General features: G+C 73.3%; 15 protein-coding genes and 1 pseudogene. 7 read left to right on the top strand and 9 right to left on the bottom strand.

Annotated elements, in window-relative coordinates:
• Nucleotide 1: 1 nt before the first annotated feature.
• The 3 genes from AQI94_RS37085 to AQI94_RS37075 are packed head-to-tail and all read left to right on the top strand — an operon-like array spanning nt 2 to nt 2,184.
• A complete protein-coding gene (locus AQI94_RS37085) occupies nt 2-409 on the top strand; it encodes a Zn-ribbon domain-containing OB-fold protein (protein ID WP_031039922.1) in 408 nt (135 codons plus the stop codon).
• The gene (locus AQI94_RS37080) at nt 394-1,179 is read left to right on the top strand and encodes an enoyl-CoA hydratase/isomerase family protein (protein WP_031039924.1); all 786 of its coding nucleotides are present in this window, start codon (nt 394-396) and stop codon (nt 1,177-1,179) included. Before AQI94_RS37085 ends, AQI94_RS37080 begins: the two co-directional genes overlap by 16 nt.
• A gap of 36 nt (nt 1,180-1,215) precedes the next feature.
• Nucleotides 1,216-2,184: an alpha/beta fold hydrolase gene (locus AQI94_RS37075; RefSeq protein WP_031039925.1), complete on the top strand. Its 969-nt coding sequence runs from the start codon at nt 1,216-1,218 to the stop codon at nt 2,182-2,184.
• Nucleotides 2,185-2,187: 3 nt separating this feature from the next.
• Here the strand turns inward: AQI94_RS37075 and AQI94_RS37070 are convergent, their stop codons facing one another.
• The 3 genes from AQI94_RS37070 to AQI94_RS37060 all read right to left on the bottom strand — a co-directional run bounded on the left by AQI94_RS37070 (nt 2,188) and on the right by AQI94_RS37060 (nt 5,968).
• The gene (locus AQI94_RS37070) at nt 2,188-2,673 is read right to left on the bottom strand and encodes a hypothetical protein (protein ID WP_062230168.1); all 486 of its coding nucleotides are present in this window, start codon (nt 2,671-2,673) and stop codon (nt 2,188-2,190) included.
• A 34-nt stretch (nt 2,674-2,707) separates the two neighbouring features.
• Nucleotides 2,708-5,056, bottom strand: a complete 2,349-nt coding sequence (locus tag AQI94_RS37065) for an outer membrane protein assembly factor BamB family protein (RefSeq protein ID WP_062230166.1) — start codon at nt 5,054-5,056, stop codon at nt 2,708-2,710.
• Nucleotides 5,057-5,224: 168 nt separating this feature from the next.
• On the bottom strand, nt 5,225-5,968 hold the full coding sequence (locus tag AQI94_RS37060; RefSeq protein ID WP_078902853.1) for a VOC family protein: 744 nt from the start codon (nt 5,966-5,968) through the stop codon (nt 5,225-5,227).
• Nucleotides 5,969-6,103: 135 nt separating this feature from the next.
• Here AQI94_RS37060 and AQI94_RS37055 point away from each other — a divergent pair, with 135 nt between their 5' ends.
• Entirely contained in the window at nt 6,104-6,739 is a 636-nt protein-coding gene (locus tag AQI94_RS37055; RefSeq protein ID WP_031052680.1) for a TetR family transcriptional regulator, read from the top strand.
• A 72-nt stretch (nt 6,740-6,811) separates the two neighbouring features.
• Here AQI94_RS37055 and AQI94_RS37050 read toward each other — a convergent pair whose 3' ends face one another.
• From AQI94_RS37050 to AQI94_RS46115, 3 genes and pseudogenes are all read right to left on the bottom strand, one after another.
• Nucleotides 6,812-7,282, bottom strand: a complete 471-nt coding sequence (locus AQI94_RS37050; RefSeq protein WP_031052683.1) for a nitroreductase family deazaflavin-dependent oxidoreductase — start codon at nt 7,280-7,282, stop codon at nt 6,812-6,814.
• Nucleotides 7,279-8,433 (bottom strand): acyl-CoA dehydrogenase family protein, encoded by a 1,155-nt coding sequence (locus AQI94_RS46690; protein WP_455712804.1) that lies wholly within the window; start codon nt 8,431-8,433, stop codon nt 7,279-7,281. Before AQI94_RS46690 ends, AQI94_RS37050 begins: the two co-directional genes overlap by 4 nt.
• A gap of 336 nt (nt 8,434-8,769) precedes the next feature.
• Nucleotides 8,770-9,228 (bottom strand): annotated as a pseudogene (locus AQI94_RS46115) (acyl-CoA dehydrogenase family protein); the annotation flags it as partial.
• Nucleotides 9,229-9,309: 81 nt separating this feature from the next.
• On the opposite strand from AQI94_RS46115, the gene AQI94_RS37035 reads away from it, so the two are divergent.
• Nucleotides 9,310-10,479, top strand: coding sequence for a thiolase C-terminal domain-containing protein (locus tag AQI94_RS37035; RefSeq protein WP_062230162.1), 1,170 nt, complete (start codon nt 9,310-9,312; stop codon nt 10,477-10,479).
• An 82-nt stretch (nt 10,480-10,561) separates the two neighbouring features.
• On the opposite strand, the gene AQI94_RS37030 is transcribed toward AQI94_RS37035, so the two are convergent.
• Entirely contained in the window at nt 10,562-11,884 is a 1,323-nt protein-coding gene (locus AQI94_RS37030) for a COG1361 family protein (protein WP_051832824.1), read from the bottom strand.
• Nucleotides 11,885-11,933: 49 nt separating this feature from the next.
• Here AQI94_RS37030 and AQI94_RS37025 point away from each other — a divergent pair, with 49 nt between their 5' ends.
• Both AQI94_RS37025 and AQI94_RS37020 read left to right on the top strand, forming a co-directional pair.
• Nucleotides 11,934-12,359: a pyridoxamine 5'-phosphate oxidase family protein gene (locus AQI94_RS37025; RefSeq protein WP_031057554.1), complete on the top strand. Its 426-nt coding sequence runs from the start codon at nt 11,934-11,936 to the stop codon at nt 12,357-12,359.
• A 3-nt stretch (nt 12,360-12,362) separates the two neighbouring features.
• Nucleotides 12,363-13,028, top strand: coding sequence for a pyridoxine/pyridoxamine 5'-phosphate oxidase (locus AQI94_RS37020; RefSeq protein ID WP_031057550.1), 666 nt, complete (start codon nt 12,363-12,365; stop codon nt 13,026-13,028).
• Here the strand turns inward: AQI94_RS37020 and AQI94_RS37015 are convergent.
• Both AQI94_RS37015 and AQI94_RS37010 read right to left on the bottom strand, forming a co-directional pair.
• Nucleotides 13,007-13,879, bottom strand: a complete 873-nt coding sequence (locus AQI94_RS37015; protein WP_031057547.1) for a GNAT family N-acetyltransferase — start codon at nt 13,877-13,879, stop codon at nt 13,007-13,009. The two genes, AQI94_RS37020 and AQI94_RS37015, sit on opposite strands and share 22 nt — an antisense overlap.
• 39 nt (nt 13,880-13,918) lie before the next feature.
• The gene (locus AQI94_RS37010) at nt 13,919-14,515 is read right to left on the bottom strand and encodes a GNAT family N-acetyltransferase (protein WP_031057544.1); all 597 of its coding nucleotides are present in this window, start codon (nt 14,513-14,515) and stop codon (nt 13,919-13,921) included.
• Nucleotides 14,516-14,867 lie beyond the last annotated feature (352 nt).

The raw sequence follows: 14,867 nt of genomic DNA, 5'->3' as shown, positions 1-14,867 counted from the left end.
CATGCTCGAACCGGTGAGGGACGCCACGGGCGCCCCCTTCTGGCAGTACGCCGCCCGGGGCGAACTGCGCGTCCAGGCCTGCGCCGACTGCGGCGAACTCCGCTTCCCGCCCCGCCCCTGCTGCCCGCACTGCCGGTCCTTCGAGGCCGAGTGGCGGCCGGTCTCCGGGCGCGGCCGCATCTGGTCCTACGTCGTCCCCCATCCGCCCCTGCTGCCCGACTACGCGGCACGGGCGCCGTACAACGTGATCGTGGTCGAACTGGAGGAGGCGCCCCGGATACGCCTGGTCGGCAATCTGGTCGCCGCGGCCGGGGCGGCACTCGACTCCCTCGATCCGGGCCGGATCCGTATCGGCGCCCGGGTCCATGTGGTGTTCTCCGACGGGCTTCCGCAGTGGGTGCCGGCGTGAGCGGCCTGCGGGTCACCGCCGACAAGGACACCGGCGTCGCCGTCGTCACCCTCGACCGGCCCCACCGGCTGAACGCCCTCGATCTGGACCTGCGGGACCAACTGGTCGCCGCATGGCGGGAGTTGCGCTTCGACGACTCCGTCCGGGCGGTGGTCCTGACCGGCGCCGGGGAGCGGGCCTTCTGCACCGGCCTCGACCGGGACGCCGAGATTCCGCAGCCCGGCTCCCCCTACATGACGGACGACCCGCTTCTGCGGGTCGGACCCAAGTCCAACGACCTCTGGAAGCCGGTCGTCGCGGCGGTGAACGGGATGGCCTGCGGGGGCGCCTTCTACCTCCTCGGCGAGTGCGACTTCCTCGTCGCCGACCCCGCCGCCACCTTCTTCGACCCGCACACCACCTACGGCATGGTCAGCGCCTACGAGTCGGTGCTCATGGCGCAGCTCATGCCGCACGGGGAGGCCGCGCGCACGGCGCTGATGGGGACGGCGGAACGGCTCTCCGCCGAGCGCGCCCACGCCATCGGGCTCGTCACCGAACTCACCGGGCCGGGCGGGGCGTTGGCGGCCGCGACCGCCGCCGCCGCGGTCATCGCCGGGTATCCGCCGGAAGGGGTGCAGGGCACGGTCCGTGCGCTGTGGGCCGCCAAGGAGGGCGCCGTGCAGCGCGGCTTCGCACAGGCGCCGCACCTGGTCGCCCTCGGGAACCTGCCGCCGGACCGGCAGGCCGAGCTGTTCCGCTCCCGGCAACCCGGATTCAGATTGCGTTAGCAATTTCGTTTCCCTATACAGGCGTATGCTCATCCCATGGTGGAACATCGCACGGTCGACGTGAACGGCATACGGCTGCACATCGCGGAGGAGGGTGAGGGACCGCTCGTCGTGCTGCTGCACGGCTTCCCGGAGTCCTGGCACTCCTGGCGGCACCAGTTCGGCCCGCTGGCCGCGGCCGGGTTCCGGGCGGTCGCTCCCGACCAGCGCGGATACGGCACCAGTGACCATCCCGAGGACGTGTCGGCGTACAGCATCCTCCACCTGGTCGGCGATGTCGTCGGGCTCGTGCACGCGCTGGGCGAGGAGCAGGCGTTCGTCGTCGGGCACGACTGGGGGGCGCCGGTCGCGTGGCACACCGCGCTGCTGCGGCCCGACGTGGTGCGCGGGGTGGCGGGGCTCAGCGTGCCGCCGCCGTTCCGGGGCGAACGGCCGCCGCTGCGGACCATGCAGGAGCGGTTCGGCGGGCACTTCTACTGGAACTACTTCAACCTGCCCGGGGTCGCCGACGCCGAGTTCGGCGCGGACCCCCGTTCCGCCCTGCGCCGGCTGCTGGTCGGTGCCTCCGGCGACGGGGCGGGCGGCGGACGCTACGAACAGGCCCTGGTGACCGACCTGGAGCGCGGCTGGCTCGCGGACATGCCGGAGCCGGACGTGCTCCCCGGCTGGCTCACCGAGCAGGACCTCGACGAGCTCGCCGAGAGCTACGCCAAGGGCTTCACCGGCGCCCTCAACTGGTACCGCAACCTGGACCGCAACTGGGAGCTGACGGCCCCCTGGCACGGCGCGCGGGTCACCCCGCCGGCCCTGTACCTGTACGGCGACCGCGACCTGGTCCCGGCGTTCCCGGGGACGCCGGAACTCATCGACAGGCTCCCGCAGCTGATGCCGAACCTGGTCAAGGACCCGGTCCTGCTCCCGGGCTGCGGCCACTGGACCCAGCAGGAGCGGCCGGACGAGGTGAACGCGGAGCTGGTGGAGTTCCTGACGGGGCTGCGGGACTGACGGTCAGCCGACCCGGTCGGCCTCCGGCTCGACCCGGCAGTGGTCGAGCTTCGCCAGGAGGGACCCGCTCGCCTTCACCTGGACGTTCGACGTGCCTCTCGCGGGCACCGAGATCTGCTTGACCACGGAGTTCAGCGCCCGGCCGGTCGCGTCCTGGAAGGCGAACTCGACCTCGAAGGTGGCCCGGCGGCTGTTCGGGTTGCTGACCTCGACGGTCGCGTACGGGGTCGCCTTCGTCGCGCAGCTCACCAGCACGGCCGTGCCGTCCTGGAGCACCGAGGCGCGGCGGGTGCTCGTGCTGCGGGACGGCGTGTAACTGTCGTGGTCCTGGCGGGAGGTGCTGCACCCCCCGCCGCCGTCACTGTCCCGGTGACTGTGACTGCTCTTGTGCCGCCCGCTGCTCTTGTGGCCGCTGGAGAAACCCGTCAGCGCGAGCACCACCGTCGCCATGACCGCCGTGAATCTGAGAACACGCCCCCGTGAATACATGCGCTCACTCTAACGGGGGCCTGTGACAGCCCCCTCAGGTGGCCCTGGCCGTCCCCGTCCCCTTCTCCGCGTCCAGGGCGTACACGCACCGGTCCTTGCTGCACGCGTACACGACCCCGTCCCTGACGACCGGTGAGCCGGTGATCTCCCCGCCGGTCGCGAGCTTCCAGCGCAGGCGGCCGTCGTCGGCCTTCAGGGTGTAGAGCAGATGGTCGGTGGACCCGAAGTGGATACGGCCCTCGGCGACCGCGGGCGCTCCCACGATGTCCCCGCCGGCCTGGAACCGCCACTTCGGCGTACCCGTGACGGCGTCCAGCGTGTACAGGCCCTTGCCACTGCCCACATGGACATGACCGCCGGCCACCAGCACCGGTTCGACCGAGGAGCGGGCCTCGGTGGCGATGCGCCAGCGGTCGCGGCCGTCGGCCGCGTCGAGGGCGTACACCGTGCCGAGGTAGTCGGCGAGGTACACCCCGCCGCCCGTCACCGCGGCCCCGGGCACGAAGGTCGGCGGGCACAGGAAGACCGCCGGGGCCTCGAAGTGCCAGCGCACCCGTCCGCTCGCCACGTCGAGGGCCATGACCCGCGTCCCGGCCGAGATGTACACGGACCCGTCGTGGGCCTGGGCCACCCGGACCGGCACGCCCGCGCAGGAGGCCGCGTCACCGATGGGGAACGCCCAGCGCTCCTCGCCGGTGCGGGCGTCCAGGGCTCGCAGGCGGCCCTCCTGCCAGACGTAGACCGTGTCCTCGTGGAGCGCGGGTCCGGCCTCGGGGGACTCGAAGTCGGTCTGGCAGCCGGCGATCTCCCACAGCTTCTGCCCGCCCGAGGCGTCCCACGCCTGGACGCCACCGCCGCGCGTGCCGGTGATGACCGTGCCGCGCTCGGCCTTGAGGGAGTACACCCAGGCGTCCGTGCCGATCCGCCACTGGTCGGCGCCCTCACGGGCGTCGAGGGCGAAGAGGGTGGGGCCGTCCGAGGCGTGGATACGGCCGTCCGCGACCGCCATCGACCAGGCCACGTCCCGGGTCTTGAAGCGGCGGCGGCCGGTGCCGACGTCGAGGGCGTGCACCTCGAAGGAGGTGACGTAGACGAGGTCCCCGGCGACGGCCGGGGTGCCCCACACGTCGTTGGACATGCGGAACCGCCAGGGCCGCCAGCCGGTCGCGTTCTCCGGCGGCGCGGGCGGGGGTGCCGGGACGGCCGGTCCCACGGCGGCGTCGGTGCCGTTGACGCCGGGGCGCGGCCGGGACCAGGAGGCGACCAGGCCGGCCTCCGGCGGGGGTGCCTTCACGGCGGCGGCCCGGGCGTCGGCGACGCGCGGGCCGGGCCCGATGGGCACCTGGGCGCCCGCGAGGCGGACGGGTCCGGTGTCGGGGGCGCCGACGGGCACGGGTGCGGGCTGGGGCGGGTCGTAGGAGGGCGGCGGCGGTACGGCGGGGCGGCCGCCTCCGCTGCGGGCGCCGACCTGCTGGGTGGGCGCCGGGCGGCCACCGCGCCTCGACTCGATCATCGTGACGGCCTTCTCGGGCAGCCACGCCGACGCGGTACCGCTGTCGTCGGAGCCGGAGCCGAAGAGGTGGGGGGCCAGCTGGGCCTGGAGGTCGGCCGGGTTGGGACGCCCGGTGGCCTCCATCTGCATACAGGACTCGATGAGCGGACGCAGTTCGTCCGGGAGGCCTTCGAGGTCGGGGCCCTCGCGCAGCAGCATGAAGACCGTCTCGACAGGGTTGGCGCCGTGGAAGGGCGGGTGGCCGGTGGCGGCGAAGACCAGCATGGAGCCGAGCGAGAAGACGTCGCTGGCGCCGGTGACGCTGCGGGAGTCCTTGGCCTGCTCGGGGGACATGTAGGCGGGGGTGCCGACGGCGACGTTCGTCATCGTCAAACGGGTGTTCGAGACGCCGGACGCGATGCCGAAGTCGATCACCCGGGGGCCGTCCTCGACCACCAGGACGTTGGAGGGCTTGAGGTCGCGGTGGACCAGCCCGGCGCCGTGGATGGACTGCAGGGCCTCGGCGACGCCCGCCGCGAGCCAGCGCACCGCCTGGGCCGGGAGCGGCCCGCACTCGTTCACTATCTCTTCGAGGGAGGGCGCGGGGACGTACGCGGTGGCCAGCCACGGCACGGCGGCGCGCGGGTCGGCGTCGACCACGGCCGCCGTGTAGAAACCGGAGACCGCCCGGGCCGCCTCCACCTCGCGGGTGAAGCGGACGCGGAAGAGCTGGTCCTCGGCGAGCTCCGTCCGGACCGTCTTGATCGCCACGCGCCGGCCCGACGCCGAGCGCGCGAGATAGACCAGCCCCATGCCGCCGGCACCGAGCCGTCCCAGCACCTCGAACGGCCCGATCCTGCGCGGATCGTGCTGCGTCAGCTGATCCACCACTCTGCCTGCCACCTCCCCGTACAAGCCGCGCCACCACATATGTACGCGACCCCGTGCAGCGTCTCACCACCGCACCGCCATGGCGGCACGCGACCCTGATTCTTCCTGGCCGGAGGCCTGGTGGCGAACCCGGGGTCAAATGGGGTGTCTCACATCAAAGCGGAACTTCTACCGCTCCGATGGTTCCAGGATGGCGAACGACGCCCCCTGATTGTCGGTGACGACGGCCACTTTTCCGTACGACGTCTCGAATGGCGGCGCCTGGACCCGTCCGCCGAGCCGGGCGACCGCCCCGAGCACGCTCTCGCAGTCCTCGACCCCGAAGTGCACCAGGAAGTGCGGCGGCATCTCCGCGGGGAAGACGTCGAAGACGGGGGCGCGGCCGAAGTCGGGGTGGGCCCCGGCCCCGAAGAGGGCGTCGTGGAAGAGCCCGCCGTAGAAGGTGTTGGCGGCCTCGGTGTCGCGGGCGTACAGCTCGGCCCAGGCGAAGGTGCCGGGCTCGTGCCGGGCGCCGAAACCGGAGTGGCTGCCCGGCTCCCACAGGCCGAAGACGGCCCCCTCCGGGTCGGTGACCAGCGCGGACGTGCCCAGCTCACCGACCGGCACGGGCGCGGTGACGACCTGTCCGCCGGCCGCCCAGATCCGGTCGGCGAGGCCCTCGATGTCCGGGGTGGCGAAGTAGACCGTCCACACGGTGGGCATGCGGCCGTCCGTCTTGTGGGCGAGGGCGGCGACGGGGCGGCCCTCGTGGTGGGCCCACACCGAACCGCCGTGGGCGTCCTCGAAGGTCCACCCGAAGAGCTCACCGTAGAACCGCTTCCCGGCAGCCACGTCGGGCAGCTGCGCGTCCACCCAGCAGGGGACGCCCTCGCCGTATCCCGTTCCGTCTGCGGATGCCCTGTTTTCGGCCATACCGTCAAAGTAACGGCGACGCACGCACCCCGCAGGACCAGGCACACCCGTCTCCCGAGCCTCGTGCACCCCATTTGCAGTCGGCCGAATCGCGCTCCGATCACCCCTCGGTAAGCTGACGGCATGACAGGACAAGTGCGTACCGTCGACGGCCGCGTGGCCGGCCGGCGTGGGCAGGCGACCCGGCAGAAGCTGCTCGACTGCCTCAGCGAGATGCTCAGCTCCTCCCCTTACCGGGACGTCAAAGTCATCGATGTCGCCCGGAAGGCGGGCACTTCACCCGCGACCTTCTACCAGTATTTCCCGGACGTCGAAGGCGCCGTCCTGGAGGTCGCCGAGCAAATGGCCACGGAAGGCGGCCAGTTGACACAGTTGCTCGACGGCCGGTCGTGGGTCGGCAAGGCGGGCTGGCAGACCGCGCAGGAACTCGTGGACGGTTTCCTGGAGTTCTGGCGCAAGAACGACGCGATCCTGCGCGTGGTCGACCTCGGGGCCGCCGAGGGCGACAAGCGCTTCTACAAGATCCGCATGAAGATCCTCAACTCGGTGAACAACTCCCTCGCGGACGCGGTCGCCGAGCTCCAGGCCAAGGGCCGGGTCGACAAGGACGTCAACCCGGCGGCGGTGGCCGGTTCGCTCGTCGCGATGCTCGCGGCGGTGGCCTCGCACCAGAAGGGCTTTCAGACCTGGGGCGTCAAGCAGGCCGAACTCAAGCCGAATCTGGCGCTGTTGGTGCACCTGGGCGTGACGGGCAAGAAGCCGACGAAGTAGCGTCCCTGTTTCGAGTCCTGTCTGGCGGGCGGCCGTTCACACGGGTGGACGGCCGCCTGTCGTGCGTCCGGGTCATCTGCGGACGATCCTGAAGAGCCGTATCTCCCGCTCGATCCGCGCCTGGTAGGTGGCGTACGGCGGCCAGAACGCCAGCGCGGTCCTCCATACGGCCGCCCGCTCCTCCCCCGTCAGCAGGGTCGCCGTGACCGGGAGGTCCGCGCCCTTCCAGCTGACCTCGGCGTCGGGGTGGGCGAGGAGGTTGGCGGTCCAGGCGGGGTGGCCCTCGCGGCCGAAGTTGGAGCCGATGAGGATCCAGGTACGGCCGTCGTCCTCGGGCATGCAGGCGAGCGGGGTCCGCCGGGGCAGCCCGCTGCGCGCCCCCGTCGAGGTGAGGATCACCCCGGGCAGCATCTGCGCGCTGAGCAGGACCTTCCCCCGCGTGATCCGGTGCACGGCCCGGTCCAGGGCCGGGATCACATGCGGCGCGACCTTGGCGAAGCCGCGCGTGGACGACACCTTCTGCACCACCCTCGTGCCGATCACACCGTCACCTCCGCCCGCGTGAAGAGCTGTGCCGCGTCGGCGGCGTGCGCCCGCAGCCGGTGCGCCGGCCCGAAGAGCAGCTCGTCCGCGGCGGCGCGCTTGAAGTACCGCTGCGCCTCGTGCTCCCAGGTGAACCCGATGCCCCCGTGCAGCTGGATCCCCTCGGCGGCGGCGGTCCGCAGGGCTTCGAGGGCCTGGGCCAGCGCCAGCCCGCCGACCCGCTGCTCGTCGTGCGCGGCGGCCCAGGCGGCGAAGTAGGCGGCGGAACGGGCCGCTTGGAGCTGGACGTACACATCGGCGAGCCGGTGCTTGACCGCCTGGAACGACCCGATCGCCCGTCCGAACTGCTCGCGCTGCCCGACGTACTCGACGGTCGTCTCCAGCACCCTGTCGGCCGCCCCGACGGCCTCGCAGGCGAGCACGGCGGCGGCGGTGTCCCCGGTGCGGGCCAGCGCCCCGAGCACATCGGCCCCGTCCTCGGACCCGAGCAGTTCGGCCTCGACGTCACGCAGTTGGACACGGGCCTGGGGCCGAGTGGCGTCGAGAGCGGTCTGCCGGGTACGGACCAGTCCCGGAGCGTCCCCGGGGACGAGGAAGAGAAGGGTCCGGGACCGGGCGAACCCCCCGGCGTGCGCGGCGACCAGCAGAAGGTCGGCGCTGTGCCCGTCGAGCACCTGATCCACCTGCCCGTAGAGCCGCCAGCCACCGCCACCCGGGACCGACCCGGCCGACCGCCCTGCGGGGGCAGCACCGGGCACTCGGGGCACGGCACCGGCCGAGGGGGCCTCCGCCCCTCCCACCGAAGCCGCACCCGACCCTCCGCGCGCGGCACCCGCCGACGGAAGTTCCGACCGCCCCGCCAAGGCTGCACCCAACCCACCGGAGGCGGCACCCACCGGTTCCTCCGCCCCCGCCGAGCCCAACCGTCCCACCGAAGCAGCACCTGGCTCCTCGGAGGCGGCGCCCGCCGAGGGGAGCTTCGACCGCCCAGCCAAGGCTGCGCCCGGCCCTCCGGGCACGGCACCCGCCGGCTCCTCCGCCCCCGCCGAGACCGACCGCCCGACCGAAGCAGCACCCGCCCCTCCGGGGGCGGCACCCACCGAAGGGAGCTCCGACCGCCCAGCCAAGGCTGCGCCCGGCCCTCCGGGCACGGCACCCGCCGGCTCCTCCGCCCCCGCCGAGGCCAACCGCCCCGTCGAAGCAACACCCGACCCTCCGGAGGCCGCACCCCCCGAAGGGAGCTCCGACCGCCCCACCGAAGCAGCGCCCGACCCTCCGGAGGCGGTACCCACCGGGGGAAGGCCCGACCGTCCCCCCGAGGCTGCGCCCGGTCCTCCGGGCGCGGCACCCCCCGGGGATAGCTCCGACCGCCCCGCCGAAGCAGCACCCGGCTCACCGGGGGCGGCGCCCGCCGGAGGGGCGTCTGCCGTGGTTGGTGTCGGGTGGGGGCCGGGGGTGTGGCTTTGGGCCGTGGTGTGGACGGGGTGGGCCTGGACTCCGCCCGCTCGTCCGCCGCCGGCCCAGTCGCCGCTGTTGTCGCCGGTCAGGGCGAGGGCCGTGGCCGGTGGTGCGGCCAGGGTCGCCGTCAGGGCGCCCGACGCGATGCGGGGCAGCAGGGCCGCGCGCTGGGCGTCCGTGCCCAGGGCCAGCACCAGGGGGGCCACGATGACCGCCGTGGCCAGCAGCGGGGTGGCGGCCAGTACCCGGCCCGTCTCCTCGCAGGCCAGCGCGAGCTCGGTGACCGAGCACCCCACCCCGCCGTACCGCTCGGGGAGGGCCAGCCCCGGCAGCCCCAGCTGTCGCGCGAGGGCCGTCCACAGCTCGGGGTCGTAGCCGGCCGGGGTGTCGGCCGCGCTCCTCGACTCCCCGGGCCCGCACCGCCTGCGCAGCAGGTCCCGCAACGCGAGCCGGATCTCGTCCTGTTCGGCGGTGAAGCGAGCGTCCATGGCTCTTCCTCTTCCCTCCGGATCTGACGGTCCGTCATATTAGGAGCGCCCGCACCAGATGCCCAGAGGCAGGAGGCCCTCATGCCCCCCGGGAGCCGGAAAGTCGCGATCACCGGCGTGGCGCTGGCCGACTGCGGCCGCGTGGACGGCACGACCCCCTACGCCCTGCACGCCCAGGCCGCCCGCCGCGCCCTCGCCGACGCGGGCCTGGACCGCGGACTGGTCGACGGTCTGGCCTCCGCCGGCACCGGCACCCTCGCCCCCGCCGAGATCGCCGAGTACCTGGGCCTGCGCCCCACCTGGGTCGACTCGACCTCGGTCGGCGGCTCCACCTGGGAGGTCATGGCGGCCCACGCGGCCGACGCGATCGCCGCCGGACACGCGAACGCCGTCCTGCTCGTCTACGGCTCCACCGCCCGAGCCGACATCAAGGAGGGCCGCCGCACCGGCACCCTGTCCTTCGGCGCCCGCGGCCCGCTCCAGTTCGAGGTGCCGTACGGGCACACCCTGATCGCCAAGTACGCGATGGCGGCCCGTCGGCACATGATCGAACACGGCACCACCGTCGAGCAGTTGGCGCAGGTCGCGGTCCAGGCCCGGGCGAACGCCGCCCTCAACCCCGAGGCGATGTTCCGCGACCCGATCACCGTCGACGACGTCCTCGCCGGCCCGATGATCGCGGACCCCTTCACCAAGCTGCACTGCTGCATCCGCTCCGACGGCGGCGCCGCGGTGCTGCTCGTGGCCGAGGAGTACGTACGGGACTGCCGTACCGCGCCTGTCTGGGTGCTCGGCACCGGGGAGTACATCTCGCACGTCAGCATGTCCGAGTGGCCCGACTTCACGGTGTCCCCGGCGGCGGTGAGCGGACGGCTGGCCTTCGAGCGGGCGGGCGTACGCCCCGAGGAGATCGAACTCGCCGAGATCTACGACGCGTTCACCTACATGACCCTGGTGACGCTGGAGGACCTCGGGTTCTGCGCAAAGGGCGAGGGCGGGTCGTTCGTGGAGAAGGGGCGGCTGACGGTCGAGGGCGGCGACCTGCCGGTGAACACGGACGGCGGCGGACTGTCCGCCCAACACCCGGGCATGCGGGGCCTGTTCCTGCTGGCGGAGGCCGTACGGCAGCTGCGCGGGGAGGCGGGCGCACGGCAGGTCACCCGCCGGGACGGCTCGGCGCCCGGGCTGGCGGTGGCGTCCGGGACGGGAGGCTGGTTCTGCTCGTCGGGGACGGTGGTGCTGGGGCGCTAGGGCCTGTCGTTTGGATCAGCCCGGCGTAGCGGGGTCAGAAAAGCACCGCACCTCACGGCCGGCCTGATCCAAACGACAGGCCCTAGGGCACGACCCTGATGGCCGCCTCGTCGTTGGACGGGTCCGGATCCCTGCGGCTCCCGTCCCACGGGCCGGCCGGGTCCTTCTCCTGGAGGCTCAGCACGCCCCGGCCCGGTGCGCCGAGTTCGGCCGTGAACTCGAAGGACCGGGTCTCGCCCGGCCTCAGGTCGGGCACCGCGCAGGTGTAGGTGAAGCCGTTGTTGTCGCAGTACGCCCGGTAGGCGCCGTCGTCGTACTCCTCGACGGGCTCCTTGACCACCCTCAGTTCGAGGGGCGGCTCGAAGACCAGATCGGTCGCGGTGCCGGCGTCGGCCGGCCCGTTGTTGCGGACCTCGACGCGGAAGGTGCGCCGGGTACCCGGGGCGCCGTGCAGCGCGACGGCGGAGACCTGGTAGTCGGCGTGGGTGTCGACGGTGAGCCGGGTGGAGCCGCCGCCCCCGGCGAAGGCACCCTCGGCGGCTGTGGTGGGCTCGGCCTCCAGGGCCGGCCCGTCTCCGGTGCCGCCGCCCCGCGGGTGGGCGCGGTATTGCCCCGGCCCCATGTCCAGGGCCCAGACGTCCCGGCCGTAGGAGGGGTGCATCCGGGCGGTGGGGACGCGCAGAGTCAGCGCGGGGCGGACGGTGAGCGTCTCTCCCGGGTCGATGGTCACCTCCGGCAGCTCGCACACCGCGAGGTGGCCCTTTCTCAGCTCGGGGTAACGACAGTTGCCGTACCGCCGTGTGAACTGCGTGCCGTCGGTGGTCATCGCGATCCCCAGTCCCCTGACCGGGACCTCGCCGGTGTTGCGCACGACGAGCGGGGAGACCAGCTCGGAACCGGGCCGCAGCAGCTCCTTCGTGTACTCGGGCGCCACCGCCTCGACGACCGGCTCGCCGACGACGAACCGGGTGCGTGCGGTGAGCTTCCTGCCGTCCAGGGTGGTGTACGTGTACCGGACGACGGCCGTGGCACCGGCCCGGGCGCCCCTGACGGCGTGCGGCTGGGCCCGGGCGTTGTCGGCCCAGTTGCTGTAGTCGCCGTCCACCTCGCAGGTCAGCCGCGCCGAGTCGCCCTCGCAGGGGCCGTACTTCTTCAGCCGGACCACGTCCCGTCCGTCCGGCGCGACCTCCACGGTGAGCCGGCCTACCCCGGGCCGGTTCCCGTCCTCGGCGCTCACGTGGAAGGGCGTCTTGTCCTTCGGGCCGGCCCTGTCGCCGTAAGGGCGCAGGTAGTAGAGCCCGGGAACGGTGAGGGACGGGTCCGGGGTGGTGGAGCCGCAGGCGGTGAGGGACGCGAGCAGGAGGACGGCGCAGGCGCCGACTGCCGTACCGGACGGGCGACTCATCGCATCCTCTCCCCCGGGTTCCCCTGGCGGCCCAAGTACCCTGCACTGTATGGCCCTGACTCGCGCACAACGTGAACAGTTCCTGGCCGAGCCGCATGTCGCCGCGCTGGCGGTCGACGCGGGAGAGGGGCGCGCGCCGCTCACTGTGCCGATCTGGTACCAGTACGCGCCCGGCGGCGACATCTGGATCATGACCGGGCGCGATTCGCGCAAGCACGAGCTGATCCGGAAGGCCGGCCGCTTCTCCCTGCTCGTCGAACGCGTCGAGCCCACCATCCGGTACGTGTCCGTGGAGGGACCGGTCCTCGACACCCGGCCGGGGACCCGCGAGGACCTCCAGGAGATCTCCGCCCGCTACCTGCCGGCCGAGAAGGTGGACGGGTACGTGGAGTTCGCCTCGAAGAACCACGGCGAGCAGGTGATCCTCCGGATGCGGCCCGAGCGGTGGGTGACGTCCGACCTCGGTACCGTCTGAGGCATGGCAACGGATCTTCACGAGCTGCTCAGATCGCTGCGGGTGTGGGACCCGGAGGTCACCTCGCTGCCCTCCTTCGACCCCTCCGCCGCGCCCTCGACCCCGCTGGAGCTCTTCACCGCCTGGTTCGCCCAGGCGGTGGCCGCCGGGCAGACCGAGCCGCACACCATGTCCCTCGCGACCGCGGACGCGCAGGGCCGGCCGGACGTACGGACCGTGATGCTGCACGGCGCGGACACGGACGGCTGGGCCTTCGCGAGCCACGCCCACAGCCGCAAGGGCGCCCACCTGGCGGGGCGGCCGTACGCCGCCCTGGGCTTCTACTGGCCGGTCCTCGGCCGGCAGGTGCGGGTGCGGGGGCCGGTGAGCGCGGCGCCGTCCGGGGAGGCGGCGGCGGATCTGCAGGCCCGCTCCACCGGCGCGCTGGCCGCCGCGCTCACCGGCCGCCAGAGCGAAGTCCTCGGCTCGCTCGACGAGTTGGCGCGGGCCTCCGAGGAGGCGTGGGAGCGGGCGCAGCGCGAACCCGCGGCGCCCGTACCGTCCTGGACGCTGTACCGGCTGGTGCCCGAGGAGGTGGAGTTCTTCCAGGGGGACGAGCGCAGACGGCACGTCCGGCTCACCTACCGGCGCACCGACGGCGGTTGGGATCAGGAACTGCTCTGGCCCTGAAAGTCGTACACCGCGAAGTCCGCCACCGGCCGGTAACCGATGCGCTGGTAGAGGCCGTTGCTCGTCGGGTTGGCCAGGTCGGTGAAGAGCAGCACCTCCTCGGCGCCCCGCTCCCGGGCGAGCCTGCTCACCTCGACCGTGGCCGCACCGGCGTAACCGCGGGCGCGCAGCGGGGCCGGGGTGTAGACGGGCGCCACCCGGATCTGGCCGGCGACCAGCGGGGTGAGGCCGGCCAGGGAGACCGGTGTGCCGTCGGGGCTCTCCCACAGGACGGCCCCGTCATAGGCGAGGCGGGCGTCGGCCCAGGACTCGGCGCGCATGCTCTGGCTCTCGCCGACGTCCTTGCTGAACTGGGCGAACCAGCGCGCCAGCAGTTCCCGGTCGCCCTCCTGGGCGATCCTCGCCCGGCCCTCGGGCACGGGTCGCGGGACGGTCAGCGTGCCGAGCCGGTACAGCCGCTGCCTGCTGTGCGGCACGGGCGTGGCCCCGGTGCGCCGCCGCCAGGCCTCGGCGAAATCGGCGGCGGTCGCGGCCTCGGCGCCGACCCCGGGGACGGACCGGCCCAGGGCCTGGAGGTGGGCGGCGAGGGAGTCGGCCCGGGCGGCGGTCAACGGTGTCAGGTACAGGCGGTGCGGTGGCGTCCGGAAGTAGGCCCCGCACACCTGCCCGTCCTCCTCCAGCAGCCCGAAGGAGGGCGCCTGGTCGCCGTAGGCGTCGAGGCCACGGGTGCGCAGGCCCTCGGTCACGGTGAGGACGACGGTGTGCAGGTCCGGGCGGGAGCGCAGGAAGTCACCGGCGCGGGTCAGGAATTCGTCGAGGTCGCCGGTGGAGTGCCAGGTGGTAGGACGCATGTCTCAGGATCCCGTGCGAGCGCGCGGGACGCCTCCGAATTACGACGGCTCGGGGTCCGTCGCCAGCCGCGCGTGCAGGTGCACGTCCCGGAAGGTGTCGTGCCGCCCCGCCTCGAACATCGCACCGCGCAGCGTGCCCTCGTAAGGGAAGCCGCACCGCTCGGCGACGTGGCAGGAGGCCTCGTGGCCGAGGGCGTGGCCCAGTTCCAGGCGGTGCAGGCCCAGGTCGGTGAGGGCCCAGCGGGCGGCGAGCCGGAGGGCGCGGGTGGCCACGCCGTGGCCGCGGGCCTCGGGGAGCACCCAGTAGCCGACGCGCGCGGTGCGGAAGACGTGGTCGATCACGTTGACGCCGACGTGTCCGAGGGTCGTACCGCTCGACTCGTCCGTGATCCGGTACGACGCGCTCGTGCCCTGCGCCGCCTGCTCGGCCCTGCGGCGCAGGGCGTCACGGGCGCCGTCGAGGTCGCGAATCAGGGTGAGGGGGGTGTTCCATCGCCCGAACTCGGGGTCCAGCGTGGCGCGCAGCCAGTCCTCGACCTGGGCGTCGGAGTCCGCGTCCCAGGCGCACAGGCGCAGGCCGTGGCCGTGCAGGGGGGTGAAGGGGCGGATGAGGTGCTGCTCGTCGACGTCGCTCATCCGCCCATTCAAACCGCCGGCGCCTTCCCGTGCGGCCTGATTTTCAGCACCCCGTCCCGGAAGACCGCCGCCACTGCCCTTCCGGCCCGCAGATCCCGGTTCGCGCGAGGCCGACGCCAGCGGTGCCCCAGGGCACACCCACCAAGACCTCAACGTCGTCCCGCTGGACAACGGATCAGATGGCGGCCACTCCAACCACCACCCGACTCACTGAGCCGACCTGAACTTCGGCCTCCACCCGCAAACACCGCCACCAACTCCAAACCCGGCCCCCAACTCCCCGCCCACACCCAGCCGACGACGACACAGGGCACGGCACCGGGCACGGCACCCGAGGACGGACGCCAGCCCC

The organism is Streptomyces pseudovenezuelae (genome assembly GCF_001513955.1).
Classification (GTDB): Bacteria; Actinomycetota; Actinomycetes; order Streptomycetales; family Streptomycetaceae; genus Streptomyces; species Streptomyces pseudovenezuelae.
The sequence above is the reverse complement of the archived record's forward strand: the minus strand, read 5'-3'. Positions and strand labels throughout refer to the sequence as shown.

Coding starts and splice junctions, on each gene's coding strand:
- AQI94_RS37085 (WP_031039922.1), top strand. CDS start 2: ATGCTCGAACCGGTGAGGGACGCCACGGGCGCCCCCTTCTGGCAGTAC.
- AQI94_RS37075 (WP_031039925.1), top strand. CDS start 1,216: ATGGTGGAACATCGCACGGTCGACGTGAACGGCATACGGCTGCACATC.
- AQI94_RS37070 (WP_062230168.1), bottom strand. CDS start 2,673: ATGTATTCACGGGGGCGTGTTCTCAGATTCACGGCGGTCATGGCGACG.
- AQI94_RS37060 (WP_078902853.1), bottom strand. CDS start 5,968: ATGGCCGAAAACAGGGCATCCGCAGACGGAACGGGATACGGCGAGGGC.
- AQI94_RS37035 (WP_062230162.1), top strand. CDS start 9,310: ATGCCCCCCGGGAGCCGGAAAGTCGCGATCACCGGCGTGGCGCTGGCC.
- AQI94_RS37030 (WP_051832824.1), bottom strand. CDS start 11,884: ATGAGTCGCCCGTCCGGTACGGCAGTCGGCGCCTGCGCCGTCCTCCTG.
- AQI94_RS37025 (WP_031057554.1), top strand. CDS start 11,934: ATGGCCCTGACTCGCGCACAACGTGAACAGTTCCTGGCCGAGCCGCAT.
- AQI94_RS37020 (WP_031057550.1), top strand. CDS start 12,363: ATGGCAACGGATCTTCACGAGCTGCTCAGATCGCTGCGGGTGTGGGAC.
- AQI94_RS37015 (WP_031057547.1), bottom strand. CDS start 13,879: ATGCGTCCTACCACCTGGCACTCCACCGGCGACCTCGACGAATTCCTG.
- AQI94_RS37010 (WP_031057544.1), bottom strand. CDS start 14,515: ATGAGCGACGTCGACGAGCAGCACCTCATCCGCCCCTTCACCCCCCTG.